Consider the following 25,170-nt stretch of genomic DNA (forward strand, 5'->3'; position numbering starts at 1 on the left):
TCCGCGTTGCTGCGCTTGCCGGTCAGCGCAAGGCCGACACCGCAGGACCTCCCGGCACGGCATCGGCCAGGCCTGATTCGCCCTCGCCCTCGCCCCGGCCTTGCAGCAGCGGCAACGCCAGGCCGAGCACCTGCTCGACCGGAATATCATCCACGAAGCTCTCCCAGCAGGAAGGCGCGCTGCTCCGCCATGTCGCGCCGCGGCAGGTGGTGCCAGGTGTCGACCTGCCGCCCGACCGCACGCAGGTAACGCAGCACGGCAACCACTTCGGGCTGGGCGAGTGCGCTGGCGCCTTCGGTCTGGTCGGACACGACGATGCGCGGCTCGGGATAATCCTGGGCGCCGATCGCCGTCAGCGTGACCGCCAGCGCCGCCGGCCGGTCGCAGCTGGGAACGAGGACATCGATGCGCGGCAGGGCCATTCAGCCGCCCGCCCGAGCCGCGCCGCCCGCCGCCTGCCCGTACAGGTAGGGATTGAGCGCAGGGTCGTTGTACCTCTTGAACTGGCGGTAGACCTTGAAGTAGGCCTGGCCGGCGCGCGCCTCGCGCAGCAGCTGGTCGAGGCAGGCGGCAAGGTCGTGGCGCTGCGCGATCAGGCGCTGCAGCCGGGCGCTGCATGCCTGCACGTGGGCGTGGCCAGCCTCGCTGCGCTCGGTCTGCAGGCGCATATGGTGGATCTTGAGCGACAGGATCGACAGGCGGTCGATCATGGCGCCCGGCGTTTCGCTCGAGAGCCGGGCCTCGGGGCCGGGTTCGATGCCGTCGAGCCCGGCAAGCAGGGCTTCGTCGACGGCTTCGACGGCGTCGTTGCGCTGCTGGTTGTAGCGGTCGATCAGGCGCTTGCTGGTAGCGATCTCGGCGGCCGGGAGGTCGATCCGGCGCGCCCGGTCTTCTTCTTGCCACAACAGGCAGTTGTAGCGGTGGTTGGCGTCGATGGCGCGCCACGTGCCGGGAAGCTCGGCCAGGCGGTGCAGGCTTGGCCAGTCGGGCTGGGCCAGCTCGCCATCATGGAACTGCGTCACCGCAACCGCATTGACTGTGCTGGACATGGCACCTCCGTTCGTCGTCATACCCCTTGGAGACGCCAGGCCCGGCGAAGTTCTTGCCGTGCCCAGTCGGCTTGGGCTGGCGCAAACAGGCGCCGTCTTGGCGAAAAAAAACGCAGACGGCGCCGGGCGCGGTCTGCGTTGGAAGCCGGCTTGCGCCGTGCGAGGATCGGTGCCGGCCTGGGCCGGCGAAAACATTACTTCAGCAGGCGGGTACGGCTGGCGACGAAGGCAATGATCAGCGCCAGGCCGCCGAGGTAGCCGATCGCGGCCTGCATGCCGGCGAAATGCGCGACGGCGCCGATCACCGGCGGACCCATCAGGGTGCCGCTGTAGGCCATGCTGGCGACGGCGGCCAGGGCCATCGGACCCTGGGTACCGGCTGCGCTGAACACGAAGGGGAACAGCAGGGCCAGGCCGAGGCCGGCGGTCGCGAAACCCGCCAGGGCGAAGTAGGCGCTCGGGGCCAGCACCGCGAACATCAGGCCGCTGGCGCCCACCAGCGAGCCGATGGTAACCAGGCGCTGGGCGCCGAAACGCATCTTCAGCTTGTCGCCGACCAGGCGCGACATCAGCATCATCACCGAGAAGGCCGACAGGGCCAGCGGCGCCAGGCCGTCGGAGGCGCCGAAATGCTGCTTCAGGAACACACCGCTCCAGTCGGCAATGCTGCCTTCCGTCATCGAGCCCAGGAAGCCCAGCAGGCCCAGCAGCGCCAGCGGGCCGCGCGGCAGCGCAAACGACTTCTTCTCGACCTGTTCGGGAACGCCATCGGCATCCATCAGGCGGAAGGAGAGCCACAGCACCAGGGCCAGCGGACCGACCAGCATCAGGAAGTGCGTCACGGGAGCGATCTTCATGCTGGCCATCAGGCTGCCCAGGGTCGCCCCCACCAGGCCGCCGGCACAGCTGATCCCGTGCAACCGCGACATTTCCGACTTGCCGGTCTGCTTCTCACGCTTGGTGGCAGCCGAGTTGATCGCCACGTCGTACACGCTGGCGGTAACGCCCAGCAACAGCACCGCCATCATCAGGCGCGCGACGTCGGGCGCCATGCCGATCGAGACGAGCACGGCCAGCAGGGCCGTGCCGGACATGAGCAGCGACTTGCGTGCACCGAAGCGTCCCATCAGGAACGAGGAGATCGGGAAGGACAGGAGTGCGCCGAGACCGCCGCACAGGAGGACCATCGACAGTCCGGAGTGCGAGACCTTCACGCCTTCGGCCAGGGCCGGGATACGGCCGGCCCAGGAGCCCATCACCAGGCCGAACAGGGCAAACGCCACCGGCAGGGCGTATTGCTGGGGTTGCGCGAAACTGAAACGGAAACGGAAACTGGAACGCGGAGCGGAAGCAGTAGTGTGCATCGGGAAACGTGGATTGTTAAATTTTTCGGCGAATTTTCAGAAATGCCAGCCAATCCTGATCGGTTAAATGGTTACGTCAGGAAGCTGATGGGAGGCAATTCTAAAGCCCATTAAATTTTTTTGTTTGCCGTGCGGAAAAAAATTTGATGTCGTTGTTTTGCGTCGACGCAAATATGACAACATCCTTATCAGACCATCATGAAATCGTACAAATGCGAGCGCTAAGCAGCCTAAAAACGGCTAAATGTAAGCAAATGCTTCCGAGTCGCACTGTTTGCCGCAACGCCAAGGCGCCGCGAAAGCAATATTGAAATACCAAGAAACAAGCCAGGATAAGTGCCATGTCATTCTCCCATTTGCACAAATGGAATAATTAATCAGTCAATTCTCATGTATAAGGCAGCTTTCTTTTATCGCTCTTATTCCGGAAATCTATTTCCGTTATTCACTAAATGAATTGTTAAATTGAAGAGCCCGCCTTTAGATCCCGCTTTTAAACAGAAATCATCAAAAGCGTTGCCAAAAAAACAGAAAGCCAGCCATGCCGGAGTCCTCCCGTATGGCTGGCTTTCCTGCCCGGCAACCCGGACCCTTGTCTTACACGAGCTGCAGGCTGACGTCGATATTGCCGCGCGTAGCGTTCGAATACGGGCAGACCACATGGGCGCGCTCGATCAGCGTGCGCGCTTCTTCTTCCGGCACGCCCGGCAGGCTGATCTGCAGCAGCACTTCGATGCCGAACCCGGTCGGGATCGGACCGATGCCGACGCTGCCTTGCACCGACACATCCGGCGAGATCTTGAGCTTGTCGCGGGCGGCGACGAACTTCATGGCGCCCAGGAAGCAGGCCGAATAGCCGGCGGCGAACAGCTGCTCCGGATTGCTGCCCGCGCCGCCGGCGCCGCCCAGCTCCTTCGGGGTCGACAGCTTGAGGTCGAGCGCCCCGTCGGACGAGACGGCGCGGCCGTCGCGGCCGCCGGTGGCCGTGGCGCTTGCACGGTAGAGGACTTTGTCGATTGCCATGGTGATGCTCCTTTGCTGGTTGGCGGGCAATGCCCAGATATTTTTAATGCGATTGTATCGTGCGCTACTTAATTGGTAGCGATCACAGCACGGCGGGCCGGCTTCCCCTGCCAGTCCCCTTCAGGACCAGGCGGACCAGCTCGTCCTTGCCATGCAAAGGATAATACATAGCGCACTATTTAATTGCAAGCGATTTTTTAACTCCAGCGAATGCGTCCCGCTGACCGCAGCATTCCCAACGCTGCGGCACCGGAGTATGCTTCCGAAGGACTGGCGCAAACGCAGAGGAGACATCGCATGGACGACGCGGTACGGTGGGGCATCCTGGGAACCGGCGGCATCGCGCGCGCCTTCGCGCTCGGACTGAAGCACGCGCCCGGCGCGGTGCTGGCGGCGGTCGGATCGCGCACGCCGGAGGGCGCGCAGACCTTTGCGCGCGAGCTGGGCATCGGACAAGCCTACGGCTCCTACGAGGCGCTGGCGCAGGCCGACGGCGTCGACATCCTCTATATCGCCACGCCGCACCCGATGCATGCGCCGAATGCCCTGCTGGCGCTCGGCGCCGGCAAGGCGGTTTTGTGCGAGAAACCCTTCGCCATCAACCGCCGCGAAGCCGGCGAAGTGGTGGCGCTGGCGCGGGCCAAGAACCTGTTCCTGATGGAGGCGATGTGGACCCGCTTCCTGCCGGCGCTGGCCGAGGTGAAGCGCATCATGGCCTCCGGCGAGATCGGCACGGTGACCCAGGTACATGCCGACTTCGGCTTTTCCGCGACCACCGACCCGGAACACCGCGTCAACAAGCGCGAACTGGGCGGCGGCGCCCTGCTCGACCTCGGCATCTACCCGCTGTCGATCGCCTGCGCCCTGCTGGGCAGGGCGGAGAGCGTACAGGCCAGCGCCATCATGAGCAGCAGCGACAAGGACGTCGCGGTCGACACCAGCACCGCCTTCACCATGAAGCACGTGGGCGGCACGCTGTCGATCTGCAGCTGTTCGATCCGCGCGCGATCGGCATCGGAACTCATCGTTTCCGGCACCGGGGGCAGCATCCGCATGCACCGCATGTTCCACCTGACCGACCGCATCACGGTGGACCTGCAGGACGGCTCCTCGCGCACCATCCCGACGCCCTACCTCGGCAACGGCTATACCCACGAAGCGATCGAGGCCGGCCGCTGCCTGCGCCAGGGACTGATCGAGCATCCCCTGATGACGCACGAGGACACGCTGGCGCTGATGGCCCTGCTCGACCGGATCCGCGCACAGATCGGCCTGCGCTATCCGTCGGACACCTGAACGGCCGCTGCAGGTACCGGACGCTCGCCGATCTGCTGGCGCCACATCGCGTAGTACAGGCCCTTCTGCGCCACCAGGGCCGCGTGCGAACCGGTTTCGACGATGCGTCCCTTTTCCAGCACGTGGATGACGTCCGCATGCATCACGGTCGACAGCCGGTGCGCGATCAGGATCGTGATCTGGCCGGCGCGCGCCGAGATGTCGCGCACGGTGTTGGTGATCTGTTCTTCCGTGAGCGAATCGAGCGCCGACGTGGCCTCGTCGAAGATCAGCAGGCGCGGCTCGCGCACCAGCGCCCTGGCGATCGACAGGCGCTGCTTTTCGCCGCCCGACAGCTTCATGCCGCGCTCGCCGATGAGCGTGTCCAGCCCCTCGGGCGACTTCTCGACCAGACTGGCGCACGACGCCTGCGCCATCGCGGCCATGATCTGCGCGTCGCTCGCATCCGGTTTCACGAACAGCAGGTTGTCGCGGATGGTCCCGGCGAACAGGTGGGTCTCCTGGGTGACGAAACCGATCTGGCGCCGCGCCTCGTTGTAGCGCAGGTCCTCGGTCGAGATCTCGTTGTAGTACACCTTGCCGCGCGCCGGCGCGTACAGCCCGACCAGCAGCTTGACCAGGGTCGACTTGCCGGAGCCCGAGGGCCCGACAAAAGCGAGCGTCTGCCCCAGCGCGGCGCTGAACGAGATGTCCACCAGCGAATCTTCCGGCGCACCCTTGTGGCGAAAGCCGACCTCGGCGAAACGGATCTGCTCGAGCGGCCCGATCTCCACGAAATCCTGCGGGCGGCGCTCGATCGGCTTGTCCATCAGTGCGCGGAAGTTCAGCAGCGAGGCCTCGACCTCGCGGTGCGCCAGGATGATGTTGCCCAGCTCCTGCAGCGGCGCGAAGATCGCCACCGAGATGAACTGCATCGCGATCAGCTCACCCGTCGAGAGGACGTCGCGGAAGATCAGCCACAAGAGCGCGAACAGGACCGCCAGCTTGAGCAGGCTCAGGGTACTGCCCTGCAGGAAGGAGAGCAGGCGGATGCGCTTCACCTTTTCCATCTCGAGCGCGAAGATGCTGTCGGTCTGCGCGCGCAGGCGCCGGATCTCGGTGAAGGTCAGGCCCAGGCTCTTGATCAGCTCGATGTTGCGCAGCGACTCGGTGATGAAGCCGGAGTTGCGGTTGGTCTCGCGCACGATCGAGCGCTGCTGTGTCTTGATCTCGCGCGAGAGCAGGCCGGTCAGCCCGCCCAGCACCAGCACCCCGACCAGGAACACTGGCACCAGCAGCCAGTGCTTGGTGACGGCATACCAAACCAGGAACGAGACCCCGACCGCCGACGCGAACACCGTATTGATGAAGGTATTGATGAAGCGCTCGCTGTCGGCGCGCACCTTCTGCAGCAGCGACAAGGTTTCGCCGCTGCGCAGGTCTTCGAATTCCTGGTATTTAAGGCGCAGCACATGGCGCAGGCCGTCGTTGAAGATCGCCACGCCCAGCCGCTGCACGGTCAGCCGCGTCACGTAGTCCTGCAGGGCCTTGGCCAGGCGCGCCAGCAGGGCGACCAGCACGGCAAGTCCCAGCAGGCGCAGCACGCCCGCCACCAGTTCGTCGTCGGTCCGGCCGCCGGGGTGGAGGGCATACTCGTCGATGATCCTGCCGAAGATGATCGGATCGACCAGGTTCAGCACTTGTGCGAGGCCGGCCAGCAGCAGCGCCAGCACGGCCAGCCGCCAATGCGGGCGCAGGTAATTCCAGAGGATGTGCATGATGGAATCTTATCAACCCGGATGAGCTTGGCGCGCACGCCCGCAGGCCACGGTCCCCGCGAAGACCAGATGTATTCGAAGTAACGGGTTGCCGCAACCCATGCAAAAACAGTACAGTAGACATATTTGCCACCCATCCAGCATGGAGAATCGTGTGAACGACAGCAGTACCCGTGCCCTGCCGCTACAGTCCCCGCCCCAGCGCCTGCTGCTGGCGACCGACCTGTGCGCGCGCTGCGACCGCCCGCTCGACCGGGCCAAGCAGCTGGCGCGCGAATGGCAGACCGAGCTCGCCGTATTGACCGTGCGCGACGGCCCGCAGACGCCCGAAGAAGTCGCGTCCTGGCTCGACGGCAGTCCCGCCGTCCATCGCTTCGAGCTGGCTGCGCGCCGCGAACTGGCCGAAGAATTCGCCGGCACCGGCGTGGCGCCGACCCTGCAGGTGCTGGAAGGCGAGGTCACCGACAGCATCCTCGGCGCCGCCCGCGGCCTGCCCGATGCCCTGGTGGTCATGGGCGCGTCGCGCGACGGCAGCTTCGAGCAGCTGCTGCTCGGCTCCACCGCCGAGCGCCTGGCGCAGGAGCTGGCGCAGCCGCTGCTGGTCGTGCGCCAGCGCACGCGCGGCAGCTACGAACGCATCGTGGTGGCGAGCGATTTTTCCGAGGCGGCGCGCCAGGCGCTCGACACCGCCCTGCGCCTGTTTCCCGGCCGCCGGATCACCCTGCTGCATGTGCTGGAAGGCAGCGCCGGCGCCCCCGGCGACACGCTGGCGGTCGCTGTCGAGGAAGGCATGGCGCGCAGCGCGAGCTTCCTCGACGACTGCGCACTGCCGCCCGAAGCCCGCGCGCTGCTGCTCCCCGCCATCGTCCAGGGCCGGGTGGCCGAGGCGGTGGCGCGCTACGCCCTCGACAACTCGACCCAGCTGGTGGTGTTCGGCGTGCGCCCCCGTTCCGGCATCACGCGCGTCTTCATGGGCAGCCGCGGTGACGACCTGCTGCGGCAGCTGGCCTGCGACACCCTGCTGGTGCGCGAGGAAGGCGGCGCCGATGGCTGAGCGCCCTGGCGGGAGTTGAGCGATGCTGCTGCTACTGCTCCTCCTCCCCTTCGCCGCGACCCTGATCGCCGCCTGCATGCCCGGCGGCTCGCGCGACCGTCCGGCCGCCGTCGCCGGCATCGCCACCCTGGCGGCCCTGACGCTTGCCATCTCCCGCTTCGACCTGATCGCCAACGGCAGCGTGCCGCTGGAACGCTACGCCTGGCTGCCGGACCTCGGGCTCGACATCACGCTGCGCATGGACGGCCTGGCCTGGGTCTTCAGCGTCATGGTGCTCGGCATCGGCCTGCTGGTCCTGCTCTATGCGCGCTACTACATGTCGCAGCGCGATCCGGTCGCCCGCTTCTACGCCTACATGATGGCCTTCATGGGCGCGATGCTCGGCGTGGTCCTGTCGGGCAACCTGATCCAGCTGGTGGTGTTCTGGGAGCTGACCAGCGTCACCTCCTTCCTCCTGATCGGCTACTGGCAGGAGCGCAACGATGCGCGGCGCGGAGCCCGCATGGCCTTCACCGTCACCACCATCGGCGGCCTGTGCCTGCTGGCCGGGGTGATCCTGCTCGGCCATATCGCCGGCAGCTACGAGCTGGAAAAGGTGATCGCGGCCGGCAACCGGATCCGCGCCCATGCGTGGTATGTGCCGGCCCTGGTGCTGGTGCTGCTGGGGGCGCTGACCAAGAGCGCGCAATTCCCCTTCCACTTCTGGCTGCCGCACGCGATGGCGGCGCCGACGCCGGTCTCCGCCTTCCTGCACTCGGCCACGATGGTCAAGGCCGGGGTGTTCCTCTTGATGCGCCTGTGGCCGGCCCTGGCCGGTAGCGAGGAATGGTTCTGGATCCTGGGCAGCGCCGGCGTCTGCACCCTGCTGCTGGGTTCCTTCTTTGCGATCTTCCAGCACGACATGAAGGGCCTGCTGGCCTACTCCACCATCAGCCACCTCGGCCTGATCACGGTCCTGCTCAGCATCGGCACCCCGCTGTCGGTGGTGGCCGCGATCTTCCACACCATGAACCACGCGGTGTTCAAGGCCTCGCTGTTCATGGCGGTCGGCATCGTCGACCACGAAACCGGCACGCGCGACATGCGCCGGCTGCGCGGATTGCGGCGCGCCATGCCGCACACCGCGGCGCTGGCGATCGTGGCCAGCGCCTCGATGGCCGGGGTGCCGCTGATGAACGGCTTCCTGTCCAAGGAGATGTTCTTCGCCGAGACGATGATCGTGGGCGGCAGCGAGAACTGGTGGATGTCGGTGGCGGCCGGCCTGATGGGCCTGTTCAGCGTGATCTACTCGCTGCGCTTCATCAGCGTGTTCTTCGGCCCCCTGGCGCGCGACCTGCCGCAAGAGCCGCACGAGCCGCCGCGCTGGATGCGGGTGCCGATCGAATGCCTGGTCCTGCTGTGCATCGCGGTGGGCGTGCTGCCCGAACGCGTGGTGGGCGACGTGCTGGCGGTGGCCGCGCATGCGGTGCTCGGGCCCACCATGCCCGAGTACAGCCTGGCGATCTGGCACGGCGTCAACCTGCCGCTCCTGATGAGCATTGCCGCGCTGGCCGGGGGCCTGCTCGGCTACCTCGTGCTGCGTAACCGGTTCGCACTCGCGCAGCGCGACCGGGTGCCGGTGCTGCACCGCCTGAAGGGCGCGCAGCTCTACGAGAACGTCATGCTCGGCCTGGCGCAGGGCGCATCCTGGCTGATCCGCGTGGCCGGCACCCGGCGCCTGCAACCCCAGCTGCTGGTGCTGATGGCGGCGATGGTGGCCGTGCCCCTGCTGCTGGCCTGGCCGGTGCCGCAGCTCGCCGCGCCCGCCCTGGCCAATGCCGATCCGCTGTTCGCGCTGCTGTGGCTGATCGGCGCGGGCTGCGCCGTGGCGGCCGCCTGGAAGGCCAAGTACCACCGGGTGGCGGCCCTGGCCCTGGTCGGGGGCACCGGCTTGGCCACCAGCGCCACCTTCCTGTGGCTGTCCGCGCCCGATTTGGCGCTGACCCAGCTGATGGTGGAGACGGTGACCACGGTGCTGATCCTGCTCGGCCTGCGCTGGCTGCCGCCACGCTTGCAGCCGGCCCACCTGGCGGGGCGCATCCCGCTTGCTACCGGCCTGCGCCGCTCGCGCGACGCGCTGGTGGCGGTGGCGGGTGGACTGGGGCTGGCGGCGGCCAGCTACGCGGTCCTGAGCACGCCGCAGGACGGCGCCGCTGCCGCCCTGCGCGACTTCTTCGTGCTGCACGCCCTGCCCGAGGGGGGCGGCGCCAACGTCGTCAACGTGCTGCTGGTCGACTTCCGCGGTTTCGACACGATGGGCGAGATCACCGTGCTGTCGGCGGTGGCGCTCACGGTCTACGCCCTGCTGCGGCGCTTCCGCCCGGCGCCGGAGAGCGTCGCCATTCCGGTGCAGCAGGCCAACGACGTCGACCCGGCGGTGGGCCAGAAGCCGGGGCAACAGGCGCGCGACGGCTACCTGATGGTGCAGGCGGTGTACCTGCGCTTCCTGCTGCCGGTGATGGGCGTGGTCGCCGTGTACTTCTTCATGCGCGGCCACAACCTGCCGGGCGGCGGCTTCGTGGCGGGCCTGATCTTCGCCACCGCCCTGATCGTGCAATACATGGTGGCCGGCACCGACTGGGTCGAGTCGCGCCTGCGCCTGCGGCCGCACCGCTGGATCGGCTGTGGCCTGGCAACCGCCTGCGGCACCGGCCTCGGCGCCTGGCTGCTCGGCTATCCCTTCCTGACCAGCCATACCGCCCATGTCACGCTGCCGCTGTTCGGCGAACTGCACCTGCCCTCGGCCTTCGTGTTCGACCTCGGCGTGTTCCTGGTGGTGGTCGGCACCACCATGCTGATCCTGGTAGCGCTGGCGCACCAGTCGCTGCGCTCGCGGCGCGCGGTGTCGGGCGCGGCAGGGGCCAAGCCAGGCGCCGCCGCGGGCGCCATGCCACCCACCAAGGAGATCGGGTAATGGAAACCGTGCTCTCGCTCGCCATCGGCATCGTGTTCGGCTCCGGCATCTGGCTGGTGCTGCGCCCGCGCAGCTTCCAGGTGCTCACCGGACTGATGCTGATGTCGTATGCGGTCAACCTGTTCATCTTCGCCATGGGCCGCCTGAGCGTGGACCGGCCGCCGCTCACGCCGCCCGGCACCACGCCCGATCCGGCGCTCCTGGCCGACCCGGTGCCGCAGGCGCTGGTGCTCACCGCCATCGTGATCGGCTTTGCCACCACCGCGCTGTACCTGGTCGTGATGATCGGCGCGCGCGGCCTGACCGGCACCGACCACGTCGACGGCGAGGAGCCCGAAGAATGAGCCTGGACTGGACCCGCCACCTCGTGATCGTGCCGGTGCTGCTGCCGCTGCTGTGCGGCGCGCTGCTCGCCTCGCTCACCGAGGGCCGCCACCGGCTGAAATTTGCGGTCGGCTACGTCTCGCTACTCGGCCTGCTGGCCAATGCGCTGGCGCTGGTGCTGTTGACCGACAAGCACTGGCCCGGCGGGATGCAGGCGTATTTCGCCGCCAACTGGGCCGCGCCTTTCGGCATCGCCCTGGTGGCCGACCGCCTGTCCGCCATCATGCTGGTGCTCACCGCGCTGCTGGCCCTGGCCGCCCTGCACTATGCCCAGCCGCGCTGGGGCCGGATCGGAGTGCACTTCCATGCGCTGTTCCAGTTCCTGCTGATGGGGATCAACGGCGCCTTCCTCACCCACGACCTGTTCAACCTGTTCGTGTTCTTCGAGGTGATGCTGGCGGCGTCCTACGGCCTGGTCCTGCACGGCTACAACGTGGCGCGCCTGCGCGCCAGCATGCAGTACATCGCGATCAACCTGGCCGCCTCCCTGCTGTTCCTGATCGGGGTGGCGATGATCTACGCTACCACCGGCACGCTCAACATGGCCGACCTGGCGGGACGGGTCGGCGCGCTGCCGCCGCACGCCCTCGGCCTGCTCAAGGCCGGGATGGCGGTGCTGGCGCTGGCCTTCCTGACCAAGGGCGCCATGTGGCCGCTCGGCTTCTGGCTGCCGACCACCTACGCCGCCGCCTCGCCGCCGGTGGCCGCCATGCTGGTCCTGATGACCAAGGTCGGCGCCTACGTGGTCCTGCGCATCTGGCTGCTGGTGTTCCCGGAAGGCGCGGGCGAGGCCGGGCGTTTCGGCTACGACGCCCTGCTGTGGGGCGGCATGGCGACCATCGTGTTCGGCGCGGCCGGCATGCTGGCCACCGACACCGCCGGCCGGATGGCCGGCTACGCCGCCATCGTCTCGTCGGGCACGCTGCTGGCCGTGATCGGCTACGGCCAGCAGCCGCTGGTCACCGCCGGGCTGTATTACTTCATCGCCTCCACCATCGCCATCGCCGCCTTCGTGCTGCTGATCGAGCTGATCGACCGCATCCGCACGCCGGGCGCCGCGATGCTGGCGCTGACGATGGAAGCGTATGCCGTCGAGGACACCCCGGTCGAGCCGAAGGGCCGCGGGGTGCCGGCCGCGATGGCCTTCCTGTCGCTGGCCTTCGCCGGCTGCGCCCTGATGATCGCCGGCCTGCCGCCGCTGTCGGGCTTCGTCGCCAAGTTCGGCATGTTCCATGCGCTGGTCAACCCGGGACCGGGCCTGGCGCCGATCGGCCCCGGCGGCTGGACCCTGATGGCGCTGGTGATCGCTTCCGGCCTGGTCGCCATCGTGTCGCTGATGCGCTTCGGGGTGCGCACCTTCTGGGCGGCGGAAATCCTGGCCCCGCCGCGCCTGCACGCCGCCGAGGCGCTGCCGGTGGCGGCCCTGCTGGTGGTGTCGGTGCTGCTGACGGTGCAGGCCCAGCCGGTGTACCGCTACCTGGCGCGCGCCAGCAGCGACCTTCATCATCCCGCCCTCTACCTCAGGCAGGTGCTGGACACGCTCCCGGTACCCGGCCCCGCCGCGGAGACGCCATGACGCCCTGGCTGCCCTTCCCCATCGTGTCGCTGTCGCTGTGCGCGCTGTGGCTGCTGCTGAACCAGACGCTCGACCCGGCCAACCTGCTGTTCGGCGCGCTGCTCGGCATCGCCGTGCCGCTGCTGACGCGCCGGCTGCAGCCCTTCGGCTATCCGCGCATGCGCGCGCCGCTGACCTTCCTGCGCCTGATGTGGATGGCCTTCGTCGAGATCGTGCGCTCGTGCTTCAACGTGTCGAGGATCATCCTGTTCCGCGACTACGAGACCGTGAACGCGCAGTTCATCCGCGTCCCGCTGACGATCCGCGATCCCTACGGCCTGGCGATGCTCTCCTGCCTCATCAACATGACGCCGGGGACGGTCTGGGTCGAGATCCTGCCCGAGCGCCATGAGCTGTCGCTGCACGTATTCGACCTGCACGACGCGCAGTGGTGGGTCGAGACCATCAAGGAGCGCTATGAAGCGCCCCTCATCCAGATATTCGAATCGGAGGACGACCATGCAACTCGTGCTTGAACTGGCGATCGGCTACGCCATGGTGTGCGTGCTGGTGGCGATGGGCTGCTGCGCCTTGCGGCTGCTGCTGGGCCCGGCGGCGCACGACCGGGTGCTGGCGCTCGACACGCTGTGGATCTGCGCCATCCTGCTGGCGCTGGTGCTGGGCATCCGCTTCGGCACCCAGGTGTATTTCGAGGTGGCGATCCTGATCGCCCTGGTCGGCTTCGTGTCCACCGTGGCAATGGCGAAGTTCCTGATGCGCGGGGAGATCATCGAATGAACGGTTTCCTGAGCGGCATCGAACACATCCCCGCCTGGGCGGCCTTGCCGGTGGCCCTGCTGCTGGTGCTCGGCGCCACCATCGTCCTGATCGGCGCGTTCGGCCTGCTGCGCCTGCCCACCTTCTACCAGCGCATCCACGGCCCGGCCATCACCGTCACGCTCGGCGCCGGCTGCCTGCTGCTGGCCTCGATGCTGTACTTCACGGTGGCCAAGTCGCGCCCCGTCATCCACGAGCTGATCATCTCGGTGTTCATCCTGCTGACCGCGCCGGTAGTGTCGATGACGATCATGCGCGCCGCCGTCTACCGCGACCTGCGGGCGAGAAAGCACGATGCCGGGGCGACGGCGGGCGATGTGTACGTCATTCCCGAAGAATCCGACGAGGGCGTTCCCGGTCGTTAGTAAGCTGCCGGTCACCGTGCGAACTGGATGCCACCCTGGTCGCGCCGCCTTCGGGCGTTCGTCCAACCGGAGAAGGCTGGCGGCCTTTGCGACGCTCGAGACTACGGTCATCCTTGTTAATGGACGCGCTGCGGCGGCGGGCCTTACCACGGCCGAGGCAAACATGCCCTCTGCCCACATAGCGAACGCGACCACAATGTATATCGAGACTGTCTGAGCTTCATCAAACCCCTGGCTACTAACTTAGACAAGCACATTCTTCGTGCTCAATATGCCATGTGCGCCCTCGCTTTAAAACGCATCGAGGGAAGAGGACAGGAAGAGGCATGCCAACCGCGCAAGCCAATACCGCTTTATGAACGGGGGTCGACCATGAAAAAAGCCCGCTTTCCTGATAGAAAGCGGGCTTTGGCTCATGAGGACATGCTTCGGTTTAGAACGGAATGTCGTCGTCCATGTCCGAGAAGTTCGGCGCCGGACGCTGCGGCTGCGGACGGGCTGCCGGTGCCGGCGGGGCCTGGCGCGGGGCCGGGCGCTGCTGCGGCTCGTAGCCGCCGCCGTCATCCATGCCACCACCCATGCTGTCGCCACCGCCCATGCCCTGGCGGCCGCCCAGCATCTGCATGTTCTCGGCGATGATGTCGGTCGCGTAGCGCTCGATGCCGTCCTTGTCGGTGTACTTGCGGGTCTGCAGGCGGCCTTCCACGTAAACCGACGAACCCTTCTTGAGGTACTGGCCGACGATCTCGGCCAGGCGGCCGAAGAACGAGATGCGGTGCCACTCGGTCAGCTCTTTCTGTTCGCCGGTCTGGCGGTCTTTCGATTTGTACGAGGTGGCGACCGCGATGTTCGCGATTGCGTCGCCGCTCGGCATGTAGCGGATTTCCGGGTCGCGGCCGAGGTTGCCGACGATGATGACCTTGTTAACTGATGCCATGTTGATACTCCAGTAGATTTTGTAGAGCCCTGACTCTGCACGTGACTAAGCGTCAGGGAACGTGTGCTGCAACTGGCTATTATGGGGCCGATGAGCAGGAACCGAAAGTGCTTTTTTCGCGGCGCTGCAGCACGTATCCTGAGACCGCGGCAGGCCCGGGGCGGTGCCTGCAAACGCGGTGATCCGCCTCAAGAACGCCCCTGCCGGAGCGGTTCAGGTCTGCTTGCCGTGCTGCGCCTCATAGGCCTCGCGGCTGGCTTTTAAGCTGGCAATCGTGGCAAGGGCCTGGTCTTCGTCGGCGGTCATGTCTTGAAGGAACATTGCGTTGTTGTCGCGGATCCAGCTCAGCGGCATTTCCCACCAGGCCAGGTCGACCAGGGCCGCGCGCACCGCTTCGGAAAAGCGGAAGCGGATCAGCTTGGCCGGCGAGCCGGCATAGATGCCGTAGGGTTCCGAACGGAAGTTTGGCGGCAGCAGCGAGCGGGCGCCGATGATGCAGCCGTTCTCGATGATCCCGCCGCCCAGCATCATGACCTCGTCGCCGATCCAGACGTCGTTCTTGACGATCGAATCGCCGTACTGCGGCGGCGGCGCATTGCGCAGGCCCATGCCCGCCACCGAGAACATGTAGGTCGAGATGGTCTTGCTCTCGTGCTGGCCGTTGAGCAGGAAGCGCAGGCGCAGGCCACCGGCCACGAAGCGGCCGATCCCCAGGCCCTGGTGGCCGGCGTCGTACTTGACCAGCGAGCCTACCCCGAGGCCCGAGCAGCGGCCGATATGAAAATGGCCATGCTGCGCTTCCTGGTCGAGCCAGTCGCGGAAGAAGTTGTGGGGAATGGTGCTGATGCCGCCGCTGGCGTAGCCCAGCACCGTGAATTGGGCGGCCCAGGGGTGGTCTTCCTGGACACCGGTGAAATCGTCTTCAGTCGTAATTTGCATGCTTTCCTCGCGCTCGACACTGCCGGCAAGACCGCATGGCCGACGAGACCCATGCGACTTGCCCGAAATCAACACTCTACTACGAAGCGGTCCGTGCGGATACCCGGGAATGACCCGATAAAAAAGTTCCGATTGTTGACGGCTGGACTATTGAACTAGCGCGGGAGCGCATCAGATACCTCTACTCACGCATGCAGGCCGCTGTGTCCTTGCGGCACAAAAGTGCTGGATGCATGTACAGCACTTCCAAAAACCAGCTACACTAATGGGTTCTCCCCGATTGGCCCGCTCACCCGCGACACCCATGTGCGCCGGCCCCGCAAAACTTATTGAAAGCCTTTAAAAACTTAATGGAAGAAATTCGTATCCGCGGTGCGCGCACGCACAACCTGAAGAACATCAACCTTGACCTTCCGCGCAACAAGCTGATCGTCATCACGGGCCTCTCGGGTTCGGGCAAGTCCTCGCTCGCTTTCGATACCCTCTACGCCGAAGGCCAGCGCCGCTACGTCGAGTCGCTGTCGGCCTACGCGCGCCAGTTCCTGCAGCTGATGGAAAAGCCGGACGTCGACCTGATCGAAGGCCTGTCGCCGGCCATCTCGATCGAACAGAAAGCCACCTCGCACAACCCGCGCTCGACGGTCGGCACCGTCACCGAGATCCACGACTACCTGCGCCTGTTGTACGCGCGCGTCGGTACCCCCTACTGCCCGCAGCACCCGCACGAACCGCTGGCGGCCCAGACCGTGTCGCAGATGGTCGACGCCGTGCTCGCCATGCCCGAAGGCACCAAGCTGATGATCCTGGCGCCGGTCGTGGCCGGCCGCAAGGGCGAGCACACCGACCTGTTCCAGGCCATGCAGGCCCAGGGTTTCGTGCGCTTCCGCGTCGCCAGCGGCGTCAACGCCGCGAAGATCGTCGAGATCGACGACCTGCCCAAGCTCAAGAAGACCGAGAAGCACAGCATCGACGTCGTGATCGACCGCGTCAAGGTCAATCCGGAGATCAAGCAGCGCCTGGCCGAAAGCTTCGAGACCGCGCTGCGCCTGGCCGACGGCCGCGCCGTGGCGTATGAAATGGATACCGAGAAGGAAACTGTCTTCTCGAACAAGTTTGCCTGCAACGTCTGCGGCTATTCGCTGCAGGAGCTGGAGCCGCGCCTGTTCTCGTTCAACAATCCGATGGGCGCCTGCCAGGAATGCGACGGCCTCGGCCACATCGAGTTCTTCGACCCGAAGCGCATCGTCGCCTTCCCGCACCTGTCGCTGGCGTCCGGCGCCGTCAAGGGCTGGGACCGCCGCAACCAGTTCTACTACCAGATGCTGCAGAGCCTGGCGGCCCACTACGACTTCGACCTCGACAAGCCTTTCGAGACCCTGCCGAAGGCGGCGCAGGAGGCCGTGCTGCACGGTTCCGGCAAGACCGCGATCCCGTTCAGCTATGTCAACGAGCGCGGCCGCACCGTGATCCGCGAGCACACCTTCGAAGGCGTGGTCAACAACCTGCAGCGGCGCTACCGCGAGACCGACTCGATGGCGGTCAAGGAAGAGCTGGCCAAGTTCATCAACGAGAAGAAGTGCCCGTCCTGCGAGGGCGCACGCCTGCGCACCGAAGCGCGCTTCGTCAAGATCGGCCAGGGAGCGCAGCAACGCGCCATCTATGAGGTCTCGGACAAGCCCCTGCGCGACACCCTCGCCTTCTTCGAGACCCTGGAGCTCAGCGGCGCCAAGAAGGACATCGCCGAGCGCGTCATCAAGGAAATCACGGCGCGCCTGAAGTTCCTGAACAACGTCGGCCTCGATTACCTGTCGCTCGACCGCAGCGCCGATACGCTCTCGGGCGGCGAAGCCCAGCGCATCCGCCTGGCCTCGCAGATCGGTTCCGGCCTGACCGGCGTGATGTACGTGCTGGACGAGCCCTCGATCGGCCTGCACCAGCGCGACAACGACCGCCTGATCGCCACGCTGAAGCACCTGCGCGACATCGGCAACAGCGTGCTGGTGGTGGAGCACGACGAGGATGCGATCCGCACCGCCGACTACATCGTCGACATGGGGCCGGGCGCGGGCGTGCACGGCGGCCAGATCATCGCCGAGGGCACGCTCGAGCAGATCATGAAGAACGAGCACTCGGTGACCGCGCAGTACCTCGACGGCCGCCGCAGAATCGAGGTGCCGAAGAAGCGCACCAAGGCCGACCCGGCGCGCCAGCTGGTGATCACCGGCGCTCGCGGCAATAATCTGAAGAACGTGTCGCTCACGCTGCCGGTGGGCCTGATGACCTGTATCGCCGGGGTCTCGGGATCCGGTAAATCGACCCTGATCAACGATACCCTGTACCCGGCCCTGTCGCGCCACCTGTACGGTTCGCAGACCGAGCCTGCCGAGCACGATTCGATCCACGGCCTGGAGCACTTCGACAAGGTGATCTCGGTCGACCAGGCGCCGATCGGCCGCACCCCGCGCTCGAACCCGGCGACCTACACCGGCGTGTTCACGCCGATCCGCGACCTGTTCGCCACCGTGCCGACCGCGAAGGAACGCGGCTACTCGGCGGGCCGCTTCTCGTTCAACGTCAAGGGCGGCCGCTGCGAGGCCTGCCAGGGCGACGGCGTGATCAAGGTCGAGATGCACTTCCTGCCGGACGTGTACGTGCCCTGCGACGTCTGCCACGGCAAACGCTACAACCGCGAAACGCTCGAAGTGCAGTACAAGGGCAAGAACATCACCGAAGTGCTGGAGATGACGGTCGAGGATGCGCACGAGTTCTTCAAGCCGGTGCCGGTCATCGCGCGCAAGCTGCAGACCCTGCTGGACGTGGGCCTCGGCTACATCAAGCTGGGCCAGAGCGCGACCACGCTGTCCGGCGGCGAGGCGCAGCGTGTCAAATTGTCGCTGGAACTGTCCAAGCGCGATACCGGACGTACCCTGTACATCCTGGACGAGCCGACCACCGGCCTGCACTTCGCCGACATCGACCTGCTGCTGAAGGTGATCCACCGCCTGCGCGACCAGGGCAACACGCTGGCGATCATCGAGCACAACCTCGACGTGATCAAGACCGCGGACTGGATCGTCGACCTCGGTCCGGAAGGCGGCGCGGGCGGCGGCCAGATCGTGGCCGCGGGCACGCCGGAAGAAGTGGCGAAGAACAAGGCCAGCGTCACCGGCAAGTATCTGAAGCCACTGCTGAAGGGCTGATCCAGCCAGGCGAAGCGGGAGTTTTGGCAGGGTGGACGGGTTTCCCGTCCGCGCGTTCGACTCCCATACGCATGGATGCTGCGTCTGCAGTGCACGCACTGTTCGAACGCGCGCACGGCGAAGCCGTGCACCCTACGATGACTTCCTGCCAAACGAAAAGGCCGCCCTGGTTCTATCCAGGGCGGCCTTTTTTCATTCCACCGTGTACAGCGGCTGCTGCATCCGCACCGGCCGCACGTCCATCCGGATGCGGTAGATCGACCAGGCATCCTCGCGGTTGGTCACGTACTCCTGGCTGTCCGGCACCCGGGTGAAGGTGAACTCGAAGCCACGCTCCGGCGCGCGGCTCGCCGGGCCCTCGAAGGCCAGGCCGGTGGCGCGCTCCAGGTTGCTGTCCACCAGCTTCTCGAGCAGGTTGACGATCGAGGTATTGCCCAGGATGTCGGTGTAGAACAGCGCCTCGCGGTGCTCGCGCAGGCTCTTGTCGACCGCTTCCTTGCCTGGGCCGGGCGTATAGCTGCGGCTGGCCAGGTTGAAACGGTCGCCGTTGTCCAGGTAGCTGACGCGTGCGTTCGACAGGTTGAACAGGGGCTTGGCCTTGTCGGTGCCGGCCTCGGTCAAATCCAGCACCAGCGCGCCGGTGTAGCCGACCACCGTCACCTCGCGGTTCGGTCCGACCACGGCGGCGGTGTTCTCGTCGATCCCCAGCCCCAGCTTGTAGCCCTTGGCCAGCATGACCGGCAGCATGCGCGCGAAGCGGCCGCGCACCAGCAGGTGCTGGTCGACGAACACCTCGTCGCCGATGAAGCCGAGTCCCGGCGCGATGTCCTTGCCGTCCACCACGCCGTGCTTGAGCACCGGGATCACGTCCAGCGGCGGATCGTGGAACATGGTGCTGCTCATGATCGCGGCGCCGGCGCTGGTGCCGGCGATCACGCCGCCACGCCGGTACATCGACCACAGCGCGTCGAGCACCGCGCTGTTGCCGCCATCCGGCCGGCGCAGCGAGCCGGTGATGCGGGCCTGGTCGCCGCCGGTGAAGAAGGCGCCGCCGGCGCCGCGCACCGCGTCCGCGATGGCCGGGTCCTCCGCCGCCTTGCGGGCGTCGCTGCCTGCAAGCTTGGGCGCCAGCGGCACCACGAAGGCCTGGGCGCCATGGCGGTTCAGGTTCTCCGCCGCCTTGCTCCCTTCAAAAGCCGGGTTCTGGGCGGCGGTCGGGAACACGGCGATGCGCGCCCCCTTGCCGCCCGCCAGGGCCACGATCTTGTCCCACACCGCGGCGTTCTCGGCGCGCAGGCCGCCGCCGATGATGACCAGCGATCCCTTCGGCGCCTCCGCGGCCATGGCAGCGGCGGAGGCGCCGGCGAGCGCCAGCGCGAAACACAGGCTCTTCAGCATAGACCCTCGCTTAGCGGAACGAATAGTTCAGGCTGACGAAGGCGTTGCGGCCGCGCGGATCCGTGTAGCTCGGGTCGTACCCGGCCAGGAAGAAATAGGCCTGGTTCGAGAACGGCGGATCCTTGTCCAGCAGGTTCAGCACGCCGGCGCGCAGCTTGAGCTGCTTGGTGATGGTCCAGCTGCCGGTCAGGTCCCACAGCGAGTAGGCCTTCACGTGGTTGGGCGCCAGCAGGCTGTCGGTGAACGGGTCGTAGGTGGTGTTCTGGTCGGTGTAGCTGGACGAGTACTGGTTCGCCAGGGTCAGGCTGACCGGACCGTGGTCCCACTCGAGGCTGATCCGGTGGCGCCACTTCTGGATCGCCTGGTCGTTCAGGAACACGCCCAGGTTGCTGCGGAAGGGCTCGGACGGGCCGTACTGGCGGTCGTACTTCAGGATGCGGGTGCCGGACAGGTTCACGCCGAACCGGCCCCAGGCCCCGCGCTCGCTGCGCCAGTCGGCCGCGATGTCGATGCCCGAGGTCTTCAGGCGGCCCTGGTTTTCCTTCATGAGGAGGATGTTCGAGATGAAGCCGTCTTCGTCGCGCTCGATGTACTTGCCGTTGTAGGCGGCCGGGTTCTCGATGATGACCTGCTCGCCCAGGGTGCTGATCACGTCCTTCTTCTCGATGTTCCAGTAATCGATCGAGAAGTTGGCGCGCTTGTTCAGCTCGACCACGGTACCGAGGGTGAACTGGCGCGATTTTTCCGGCTTGAGGTCGGGATTCGAGCGGCGCTCGACGTTCCACTGGTCGGTGCACAGGTCGATGCTGCCCTCCTGCGCCACGCATTGCGGATCGGTCAGGATGCCGGCCGAGGTGCCGAAGATGGTCGGACGCTTCAGGTCCGACAGCGAGGGCGCGCGGAAGCCCGTGCCGGCCGAGGCGCGCACCAGGAAAGTGGCGTTCGGCTGCCAGCGCAGGCCGATCTTCGGATTGGTGGTGGAGCCGACCTCGCTGTAGTGGTCGTAGCGCAGCGCGAACTGCATTTCCAGCTCTTTCGTGAAGGGCGCGTTGATCTCGGTGAAGACCGACGCGACCTTGCGCGTGTTGTCGGCCGTCTCGACCTCGAGCAGCTGGCCGGCCGGCACCGTGCTGTCGCGGTCGCCGGCGATGTTGTTCGACTCGAGCAGTTTCGAGGGCGTGAACATCTGGTGCTCGCGCCGGAATTCGCCGCCGATGGCCAGCGCCAGGTCGCCGCCGCCCAGCGTGGCCAGGGCGCGCGACATCTTGCCGTCGATCGAGGTCGAGACGCCCTTGGCCTTGCGCGCCTCGTCGTCGACCTTGATCGAGTTGATCAGGTCCAGGCCGGCCTGGGACGAAGGCGCGAACGGGTTGACGGTGCCGTTGCGCACGGCCGCGTCGAACTTGTCGAACAGGACGTAGCCGTCGAAGTAGCGGTCGACCGCGCGGTTCTCGGCGCGCGCCACGGCCAGGTCGTAGTCCCAGCCGGCCATGTTGCCGGTGGCGCCCAGCACCAGGCGCTGGGCTTCGCTGGTCACTTCGTTGCTGCGGTTGCCCGCTTCCTTCATGCGGTAGCGGATGCCGCTGAAGGTGGACGGCAGGCCGGGGCCGCTCAGCGCGCGGCGGTAGGCGTCCGGCAGGATGCTCACCGGCAGGTTGCGGATGCGCACCGGGTTCGGCGACAGCACGTACTTGGTGGTGGCCTCGGTCTGCACCAGCTCGGCGAACAGCTGGTTGTTCTCGTCGACCTGGAAGGTGGCGCGGCCGATGAAGCCGATCTTGCGCGAATCCGGGTAGATCTCGGTGTCTTCCATGTAGTCGTAGCTGCAGCCGGCGACGCCGCCCGGGCCCTGGGGCGCGTAGACGGTGGCGGGCGGGTTGCAGTTCGGCGCGCTCGGGTTGACCCGGCTGGCGCGGCTGCCCGCCGGCAGCAGGCCGGCCGCGATCAGGGCGCTGCGCTGGGCGGCCGAGATGTCGACGTTGGCGGGGAAGGTGTTGCTCGACATCTGGGCCGGCAGCGTGGTGGCCAGTGCGCGCTCGGCGATGAAGCTGCGCTGGCCCGAACGCAGGGCGTCGAGCTGCTGCACGTCGAGCACGCCCCAGACGTTGAAGCGGTCGGTGGCGAGGTCGCCGGTGCCGCCGCTGATGCTGGCGGTGCGCTTGCCGGCGCCGCCGTGCTGGGTGCCGGCGGCCGATGCCGCCAGGTCGATGCCGGTATAGTCCTTGCGCGTGATGAAGTTGATCACGCCGCCGATCGCGTCGGTGCCGTAGATCGCGGAGGCGCCGTCCTTGAGCACCTCGACGCGCTGGATCGCGCCGGCCGGGATGTTGTTCAGGTCGACGCCGGCGTTGTCGCCGGGCGAGGCGAAGTTGGCCAGGCGCCGGCCGTTCAGCAGGATCAGGGTCGACGATACGCCGATGCCGCGCATGTTGGCGCCGTTGAAGCCGCGCTGGCCCGAGGTCGAGTCCGAGATGCTGGGGCCGTCCGTGAGGGGCGCCGTGTTGGCGCTGATGTTCTTGATGAGCTCGGCCGCGGTGGTGACGCCCATCTTGTCGATGCTCTCGCGCGAGATCACCTCCACCGGCAGCGCCGCTTCGCTGTCGAGGCGCTTGATCAGGGAGCCCGTGACTTCCACCCGCTGGATCTTGGGAACGTCAGGCTGCGGCGTAGCCTGGGCCCAGGCCTGCTGCGCCATCAGGCCCAGCGCGGCCACCACGCTCGTGGCCAGAATGGTCGGCCGCAAGGTACTCGAAATGTGCTTGCTCATGCATTGCTCCCTGTTGGTGATGACTCAGGACTTCTTCACGGACTGGCGCTTGCGGGCGCCCTCTTTTTTCTGCGTACTGCTGGATCGGATCTGGTGTTCGCCGTAGAGGTAGGCGGCGATCGCCTCGGTGTGGCGGGCCGCCTTGGCCACGTTGGCCTTGTTGGAGGTCATCAGGGACACGGCGAGCGCCTCGATGACGGCCAGCGCCGCGCTCGAACTGCTGGGCAGCACCGGGTGCGCGCTGTGCGCATACAGCACGTGGTGCCCCAGTTCGGCGAGCGGCGACGCGGGCGAATCGGTGATCGAGACGATGGTGGCGCCGCTGTCGCGCGCGAAGCGGGTCAGCGAAACCGCCGCCAGCGTATAGCGCGGCAGCGAGATCACCACCAGCACGTCCTTGTCGGTGACGGTCGCCAGCTGGCTGGCCGCGACCTCGGTGCCGCCGGCGGCCGCGACTTCGACCACGTGGCGGCAGAAGGGCTGCAGGTGCATGGCCAGCGCGCCGGCCAGGAAGGTGGAGAGGCCGAATCCCAGCACATACACGGTGCGGGCGCGCATCAGGACGCTGCCGATGCGATCGAGCTCGTCCTTGGTGAGCGCGCGGCTGGTGGCGATGATGCCCGCTTCCGCATAGCCCAGGCTTTCCAGCGCCGGCGAGGCGCTGCGGCGCGCGATGGTGCTGCGCAGCTTCTCGACCGGCTGCAGCACCGATTGCAGGGTCTCGGCCACGGCGCTGCGCATCGCCGCATAGTTCTTGAAGCCGAGGTCGCGCGCGAAGCGGCTGATGGTGGCGGTCGACACCTCGCAGGCCTCGGCCAGTTCCTCGATCCCGAGGGCGGTCACGCGCACCTGGTTGCGCAACAGGTGGTCGGCGATCGTCCGGTTCGACGCCGAGCCTTCGGCCAGCATGCGCAGCAGCGACTGGCCGAGCGACGACTCGGCGAAGCCGATGTCGGGTGAGGCGTTGGCCTTGGCGGATGGGGACATGTTGTCTGCTTCGCTTATTTTAATGTCATGCAATATTCAAAATATTTTCCAAATGTAATCATCTTCTGTGGCAAACTCAACAGGAATTTGAAAATATTCTTTCATTGATACACACTGTGTAAAAAAACCGACATCGCGGTTTCCGCCCCGGCGGAGCCGCCATGCCGGCCAGCGGAGAGCTCGCATGCATATACAGACACACCCGATCGCGACCGAGCCGGGACTCGCCCTCCACCAACTCGTGTCCTGCCACTACGGTGCGCCCGGCAGCGGCAGGAAGGCCTATATCCAGGCGGCCCTGCATGCCGACGAGGTGCCGGCGATGCTGGTGGCGCAGTTCCTGCGCCGCGAGCTGGAACGGCTCGACGCGCAGGGGCGCGTCAAGGGCGAGATCGTGCTGGTCCCGGCGGCCAATCCCATCGGCCTGTCCCAGGTGGTGCACGGCACCCCCTTCGGCCGCTTCGACCTCGGCACCGGCGTCAACTTCAACCGCGCTTTCCTGCACGTCGCGGAGGAACTGAAGGGGGCGCTGGCCGGGCGCCTCGGACCCGATGCGCACGCCAACGTCGCGACGATCCGCCGCGAGGCGCGCGCCGCCGTGGCGCGCTGGGAAGCGCAGGACAGCGTCGCGCTGCTGAAGAAGACCCTGCTGTCGATGGCGATCGATGCCGACATCGTGCTCGACCTGCATTGCGATAACGAAGGCCTGCTGCACGTGTACGCGGGCACCCCGCTGGCGCAACGGGCGGAACCGCTGGCCGCGCTGCTCGGTGCGCGCGCCCTGCTGCTGTCGAGCGCCTCGGGCGGCGCCCCCTTCGACGAAGCCTGCAGCCGCCTGTGGTGGGAGCTGGCGGCGCACTTCGGCGCGGACACGCCGATCCCGCCGGCCTGCGCCGCCATGACGGTCGAACTGCGCGGCGAGATGGACGTGCGCTACGACCTGGCCGAGCAGGATGCGCGCGCGCTGCTGCAGTTTTTGGCGTGCGAGGGCCTGCTCGACATCCCGTTCGGCGCACCGCCGGCGCCGCAATGCGACCCAACCCCGCTGGCCGGTGTCGAGCCGCTCCATGCACCGCAATCGGGCGTGCTGGTGCTGCTGAAGAAGCCAGGCGACCGGGTCGGCGCCGGTGAGGCGGTGGCCGACATCGTCAACCCGGTCAATGGCGTCACTGCCACCCTGCGCGCCAGCCAGGACGGCCTGCTGTTCGCCAGCACCGCCCACCGTTACCTGCAGCGCGGCATGCAGGTCTGCAAGATCGCGGGCGCCACGCCCTTCCGTTCGGGTCCCCTGCTGAGCCAATAAGG

21 protein-coding genes are annotated in these 25,170 nt (G+C 66.8%); 10 read left to right on the forward strand and 11 right to left on the reverse strand.

Features of this window, described 5'->3' with window-relative positions; translation table 11 throughout:
- Positions 1-22 precede the first annotated feature (22 nt).
- From AB3347_RS23210 to AB3347_RS23230, 5 genes are all read right to left on the reverse strand, one after another.
- A complete protein-coding gene (locus AB3347_RS23210; RefSeq protein ID WP_369094076.1) occupies positions 23-154 on the reverse strand; it encodes a hypothetical protein in 132 nt (43 codons plus the stop codon).
- A complete protein-coding gene (locus tag AB3347_RS23215) occupies positions 147-422 on the reverse strand; it encodes a hypothetical protein (RefSeq protein ID WP_369094077.1) in 276 nt (91 codons plus the stop codon). Before AB3347_RS23215 ends, AB3347_RS23210 begins: the two co-directional genes overlap by 8 nt.
- Complete coding sequence (locus AB3347_RS23220; protein WP_369094078.1) at positions 423-1,049, reverse strand: DUF4254 domain-containing protein; 627 nt, start codon at positions 1,047-1,049, stop codon at positions 423-425.
- 194 nt (positions 1,050-1,243) lie between these two features.
- Positions 1,244-2,413, reverse strand: coding sequence for an MFS transporter (locus AB3347_RS23225; RefSeq protein WP_369094079.1), 1,170 nt, complete (start codon positions 2,411-2,413; stop codon positions 1,244-1,246).
- 597 nt (positions 2,414-3,010) lie between these two features.
- Positions 3,011-3,436 (reverse strand): organic hydroperoxide resistance protein, encoded by a 426-nt coding sequence (locus AB3347_RS23230; RefSeq protein ID WP_369094080.1) that lies wholly within the window; start codon positions 3,434-3,436, stop codon positions 3,011-3,013.
- Positions 3,437-3,733: 297 nt separating this feature from the next.
- On the opposite strand from AB3347_RS23230, the gene AB3347_RS23235 reads away from it, so the two are divergent.
- Entirely contained in the window at positions 3,734-4,732 is a 999-nt protein-coding gene (locus tag AB3347_RS23235; RefSeq protein WP_369094081.1) for a Gfo/Idh/MocA family protein, read from the forward strand.
- Here AB3347_RS23235 and AB3347_RS23240 read toward each other — a convergent pair.
- Positions 4,714-6,489, reverse strand: coding sequence for an ABC transporter ATP-binding protein (locus AB3347_RS23240; protein WP_369094082.1), 1,776 nt, complete (start codon positions 6,487-6,489; stop codon positions 4,714-4,716). The two genes, AB3347_RS23235 and AB3347_RS23240, sit on opposite strands and share 19 nt — an antisense overlap.
- A 154-nt stretch (positions 6,490-6,643) precedes the next feature.
- Here AB3347_RS23240 and AB3347_RS23245 point away from each other — a divergent pair, with 154 nt between their 5' ends.
- The 7 genes from AB3347_RS23245 to mnhG are packed head-to-tail and all read left to right on the forward strand — an operon-like array spanning position 6,644 to position 13,637.
- Positions 6,644-7,543: a universal stress protein gene (locus AB3347_RS23245; protein WP_369094083.1), complete on the forward strand. Its 900-nt coding sequence runs from the start codon at positions 6,644-6,646 to the stop codon at positions 7,541-7,543.
- A gap of 22 nt (positions 7,544-7,565) precedes the next feature.
- On the forward strand, positions 7,566-10,496 hold the full coding sequence (locus AB3347_RS23250; RefSeq protein ID WP_369094084.1) for a monovalent cation/H+ antiporter subunit A: 2,931 nt from the start codon (positions 7,566-7,568) through the stop codon (positions 10,494-10,496).
- The gene (locus tag AB3347_RS23255) at positions 10,496-10,840 is read left to right on the forward strand and encodes a Na+/H+ antiporter subunit C (RefSeq protein WP_369094085.1); all 345 of its coding nucleotides are present in this window, start codon (positions 10,496-10,498) and stop codon (positions 10,838-10,840) included. Before AB3347_RS23250 ends, AB3347_RS23255 begins: the two co-directional genes overlap by 1 nt.
- Positions 10,837-12,456 (forward strand): monovalent cation/H+ antiporter subunit D, encoded by a 1,620-nt coding sequence (locus AB3347_RS23260; RefSeq protein ID WP_369094086.1) that lies wholly within the window; start codon positions 10,837-10,839, stop codon positions 12,454-12,456. Before AB3347_RS23255 ends, AB3347_RS23260 begins: the two co-directional genes overlap by 4 nt.
- On the forward strand, positions 12,453-12,971 hold the full coding sequence (locus tag AB3347_RS23265) for a Na+/H+ antiporter subunit E (protein WP_369094087.1): 519 nt from the start codon (positions 12,453-12,455) through the stop codon (positions 12,969-12,971). Before AB3347_RS23260 ends, AB3347_RS23265 begins: the two co-directional genes overlap by 4 nt.
- Positions 12,955-13,233 (forward strand): K+/H+ antiporter subunit F, encoded by a 279-nt coding sequence (locus tag AB3347_RS23270; RefSeq protein ID WP_369094088.1) that lies wholly within the window; start codon positions 12,955-12,957, stop codon positions 13,231-13,233. Before AB3347_RS23265 ends, AB3347_RS23270 begins: the two co-directional genes overlap by 17 nt.
- Positions 13,230-13,637: a monovalent cation/H(+) antiporter subunit G gene (gene mnhG / locus AB3347_RS23275; protein WP_369094089.1), complete on the forward strand. Its 408-nt coding sequence runs from the start codon at positions 13,230-13,232 to the stop codon at positions 13,635-13,637. Before AB3347_RS23270 ends, mnhG begins: the two co-directional genes overlap by 4 nt.
- Before the next feature lie 433 nt (positions 13,638-14,070).
- Here the strand turns inward: mnhG and ssb are convergent, their stop codons facing one another.
- Both ssb and AB3347_RS23285 read right to left on the reverse strand, forming a co-directional pair.
- Positions 14,071-14,574 (reverse strand): single-stranded DNA-binding protein, encoded by a 504-nt coding sequence (gene ssb / locus AB3347_RS23280; protein WP_027867110.1) that lies wholly within the window; start codon positions 14,572-14,574, stop codon positions 14,071-14,073.
- 213 nt (positions 14,575-14,787) lie between these two features.
- Positions 14,788-15,513: an acetyltransferase gene (locus AB3347_RS23285; RefSeq protein ID WP_369094090.1), complete on the reverse strand. Its 726-nt coding sequence runs from the start codon at positions 15,511-15,513 to the stop codon at positions 14,788-14,790.
- 350 nt (positions 15,514-15,863) lie between these two features.
- Here AB3347_RS23285 and uvrA point away from each other — a divergent pair, with 350 nt between their 5' ends.
- On the forward strand, positions 15,864-18,713 hold the full coding sequence (gene uvrA / locus AB3347_RS23290) for an excinuclease ABC subunit UvrA (RefSeq protein WP_369094091.1): 2,850 nt from the start codon (positions 15,864-15,866) through the stop codon (positions 18,711-18,713).
- Between the two features lie 192 nt (positions 18,714-18,905).
- On the opposite strand, the gene AB3347_RS23295 is transcribed toward uvrA, so the two are convergent.
- Genes AB3347_RS23295 through AB3347_RS23305 form a run of 3 tightly spaced genes read right to left on the reverse strand, consistent with a single transcriptional unit; the run spans position 18,906 to position 23,865 of the window.
- Positions 18,906-20,111, reverse strand: a complete 1,206-nt coding sequence (locus AB3347_RS23295; RefSeq protein ID WP_369094092.1) for a cyanophycinase — start codon at positions 20,109-20,111, stop codon at positions 18,906-18,908.
- A 10-nt stretch (positions 20,112-20,121) separates the two neighbouring features.
- Positions 20,122-22,878 carry a TonB-dependent receptor gene (locus tag AB3347_RS23300; protein ID WP_369094093.1) on the reverse strand — a complete coding sequence of 919 codons (2,757 nt, stop codon included), beginning with the start codon at positions 22,876-22,878 and terminating at the stop codon, positions 20,122-20,124.
- Positions 22,879-22,902: 24 nt separating this feature from the next.
- The gene (locus tag AB3347_RS23305) at positions 22,903-23,865 is read right to left on the reverse strand and encodes a MurR/RpiR family transcriptional regulator (protein WP_369094094.1); all 963 of its coding nucleotides are present in this window, start codon (positions 23,863-23,865) and stop codon (positions 22,903-22,905) included.
- Positions 23,866-24,049: 184 nt separating this feature from the next.
- Here AB3347_RS23305 and AB3347_RS23310 point away from each other — a divergent pair, with 184 nt between their 5' ends.
- Entirely contained in the window at positions 24,050-25,168 is a 1,119-nt protein-coding gene (locus tag AB3347_RS23310) for a succinylglutamate desuccinylase/aspartoacylase family protein (RefSeq protein WP_369094095.1), read from the forward strand.
- Positions 25,169-25,170 lie beyond the last annotated feature (2 nt).

Origin of the sequence: Massilia sp. X63, from assembly GCF_041023745.1 — a bacterium.
Taxonomy (GTDB): domain Bacteria; phylum Pseudomonadota; class Gammaproteobacteria; order Burkholderiales; family Burkholderiaceae_D; genus Telluria.

What these genes read in the sequence shown, in the direction of transcription:
- uvrA (WP_369094091.1), top strand. Translation starts at nt 15,864, where the DNA reads ATGGAAGAAATTCGTATCCGCGGTGCGCGCACGCACAACCTGAAGAAC.
- AB3347_RS23270 (WP_369094088.1), top strand. Translation starts at nt 12,955, where the DNA reads ATGCAACTCGTGCTTGAACTGGCGATCGGCTACGCCATGGTGTGCGTG.
- AB3347_RS23240 (WP_369094082.1), bottom strand. Translation starts at nt 6,489, where the DNA reads ATGCACATCCTCTGGAATTACCTGCGCCCGCATTGGCGGCTGGCCGTG.
- AB3347_RS23295 (WP_369094092.1), bottom strand. Translation starts at nt 20,111, where the DNA reads ATGCTGAAGAGCCTGTGTTTCGCGCTGGCGCTCGCCGGCGCCTCCGCC.
- AB3347_RS23310 (WP_369094095.1), top strand. Translation starts at nt 24,050, where the DNA reads ATGCATATACAGACACACCCGATCGCGACCGAGCCGGGACTCGCCCTC.
- AB3347_RS23305 (WP_369094094.1), bottom strand. Translation starts at nt 23,865, where the DNA reads ATGTCCCCATCCGCCAAGGCCAACGCCTCACCCGACATCGGCTTCGCC.
- AB3347_RS23250 (WP_369094084.1), top strand. Translation starts at nt 7,566, where the DNA reads ATGCTGCTGCTACTGCTCCTCCTCCCCTTCGCCGCGACCCTGATCGCC.
- AB3347_RS23225 (WP_369094079.1), bottom strand. Translation starts at nt 2,413, where the DNA reads ATGCACACTACTGCTTCCGCTCCGCGTTCCAGTTTCCGTTTCCGTTTC.
- AB3347_RS23215 (WP_369094077.1), bottom strand. Translation starts at nt 422, where the DNA reads ATGGCCCTGCCGCGCATCGATGTCCTCGTTCCCAGCTGCGACCGGCCG.
- AB3347_RS23260 (WP_369094086.1), top strand. Translation starts at nt 10,837, where the DNA reads ATGAGCCTGGACTGGACCCGCCACCTCGTGATCGTGCCGGTGCTGCTG.
- AB3347_RS23265 (WP_369094087.1), top strand. Translation starts at nt 12,453, where the DNA reads ATGACGCCCTGGCTGCCCTTCCCCATCGTGTCGCTGTCGCTGTGCGCG.
- AB3347_RS23255 (WP_369094085.1), top strand. Translation starts at nt 10,496, where the DNA reads ATGGAAACCGTGCTCTCGCTCGCCATCGGCATCGTGTTCGGCTCCGGC.
- AB3347_RS23220 (WP_369094078.1), bottom strand. Translation starts at nt 1,049, where the DNA reads ATGTCCAGCACAGTCAATGCGGTTGCGGTGACGCAGTTCCATGATGGC.
- AB3347_RS23235 (WP_369094081.1), top strand. Translation starts at nt 3,734, where the DNA reads ATGGACGACGCGGTACGGTGGGGCATCCTGGGAACCGGCGGCATCGCG.
- mnhG (WP_369094089.1), top strand. Translation starts at nt 13,230, where the DNA reads ATGAACGGTTTCCTGAGCGGCATCGAACACATCCCCGCCTGGGCGGCC.
- AB3347_RS23230 (WP_369094080.1), bottom strand. Translation starts at nt 3,436, where the DNA reads ATGGCAATCGACAAAGTCCTCTACCGTGCAAGCGCCACGGCCACCGGC.
- ssb (WP_027867110.1), bottom strand. Translation starts at nt 14,574, where the DNA reads ATGGCATCAGTTAACAAGGTCATCATCGTCGGCAACCTCGGCCGCGAC.
- AB3347_RS23285 (WP_369094090.1), bottom strand. Translation starts at nt 15,513, where the DNA reads ATGCAAATTACGACTGAAGACGATTTCACCGGTGTCCAGGAAGACCAC.
- AB3347_RS23300 (WP_369094093.1), bottom strand. Translation starts at nt 22,878, where the DNA reads ATGAGCAAGCACATTTCGAGTACCTTGCGGCCGACCATTCTGGCCACG.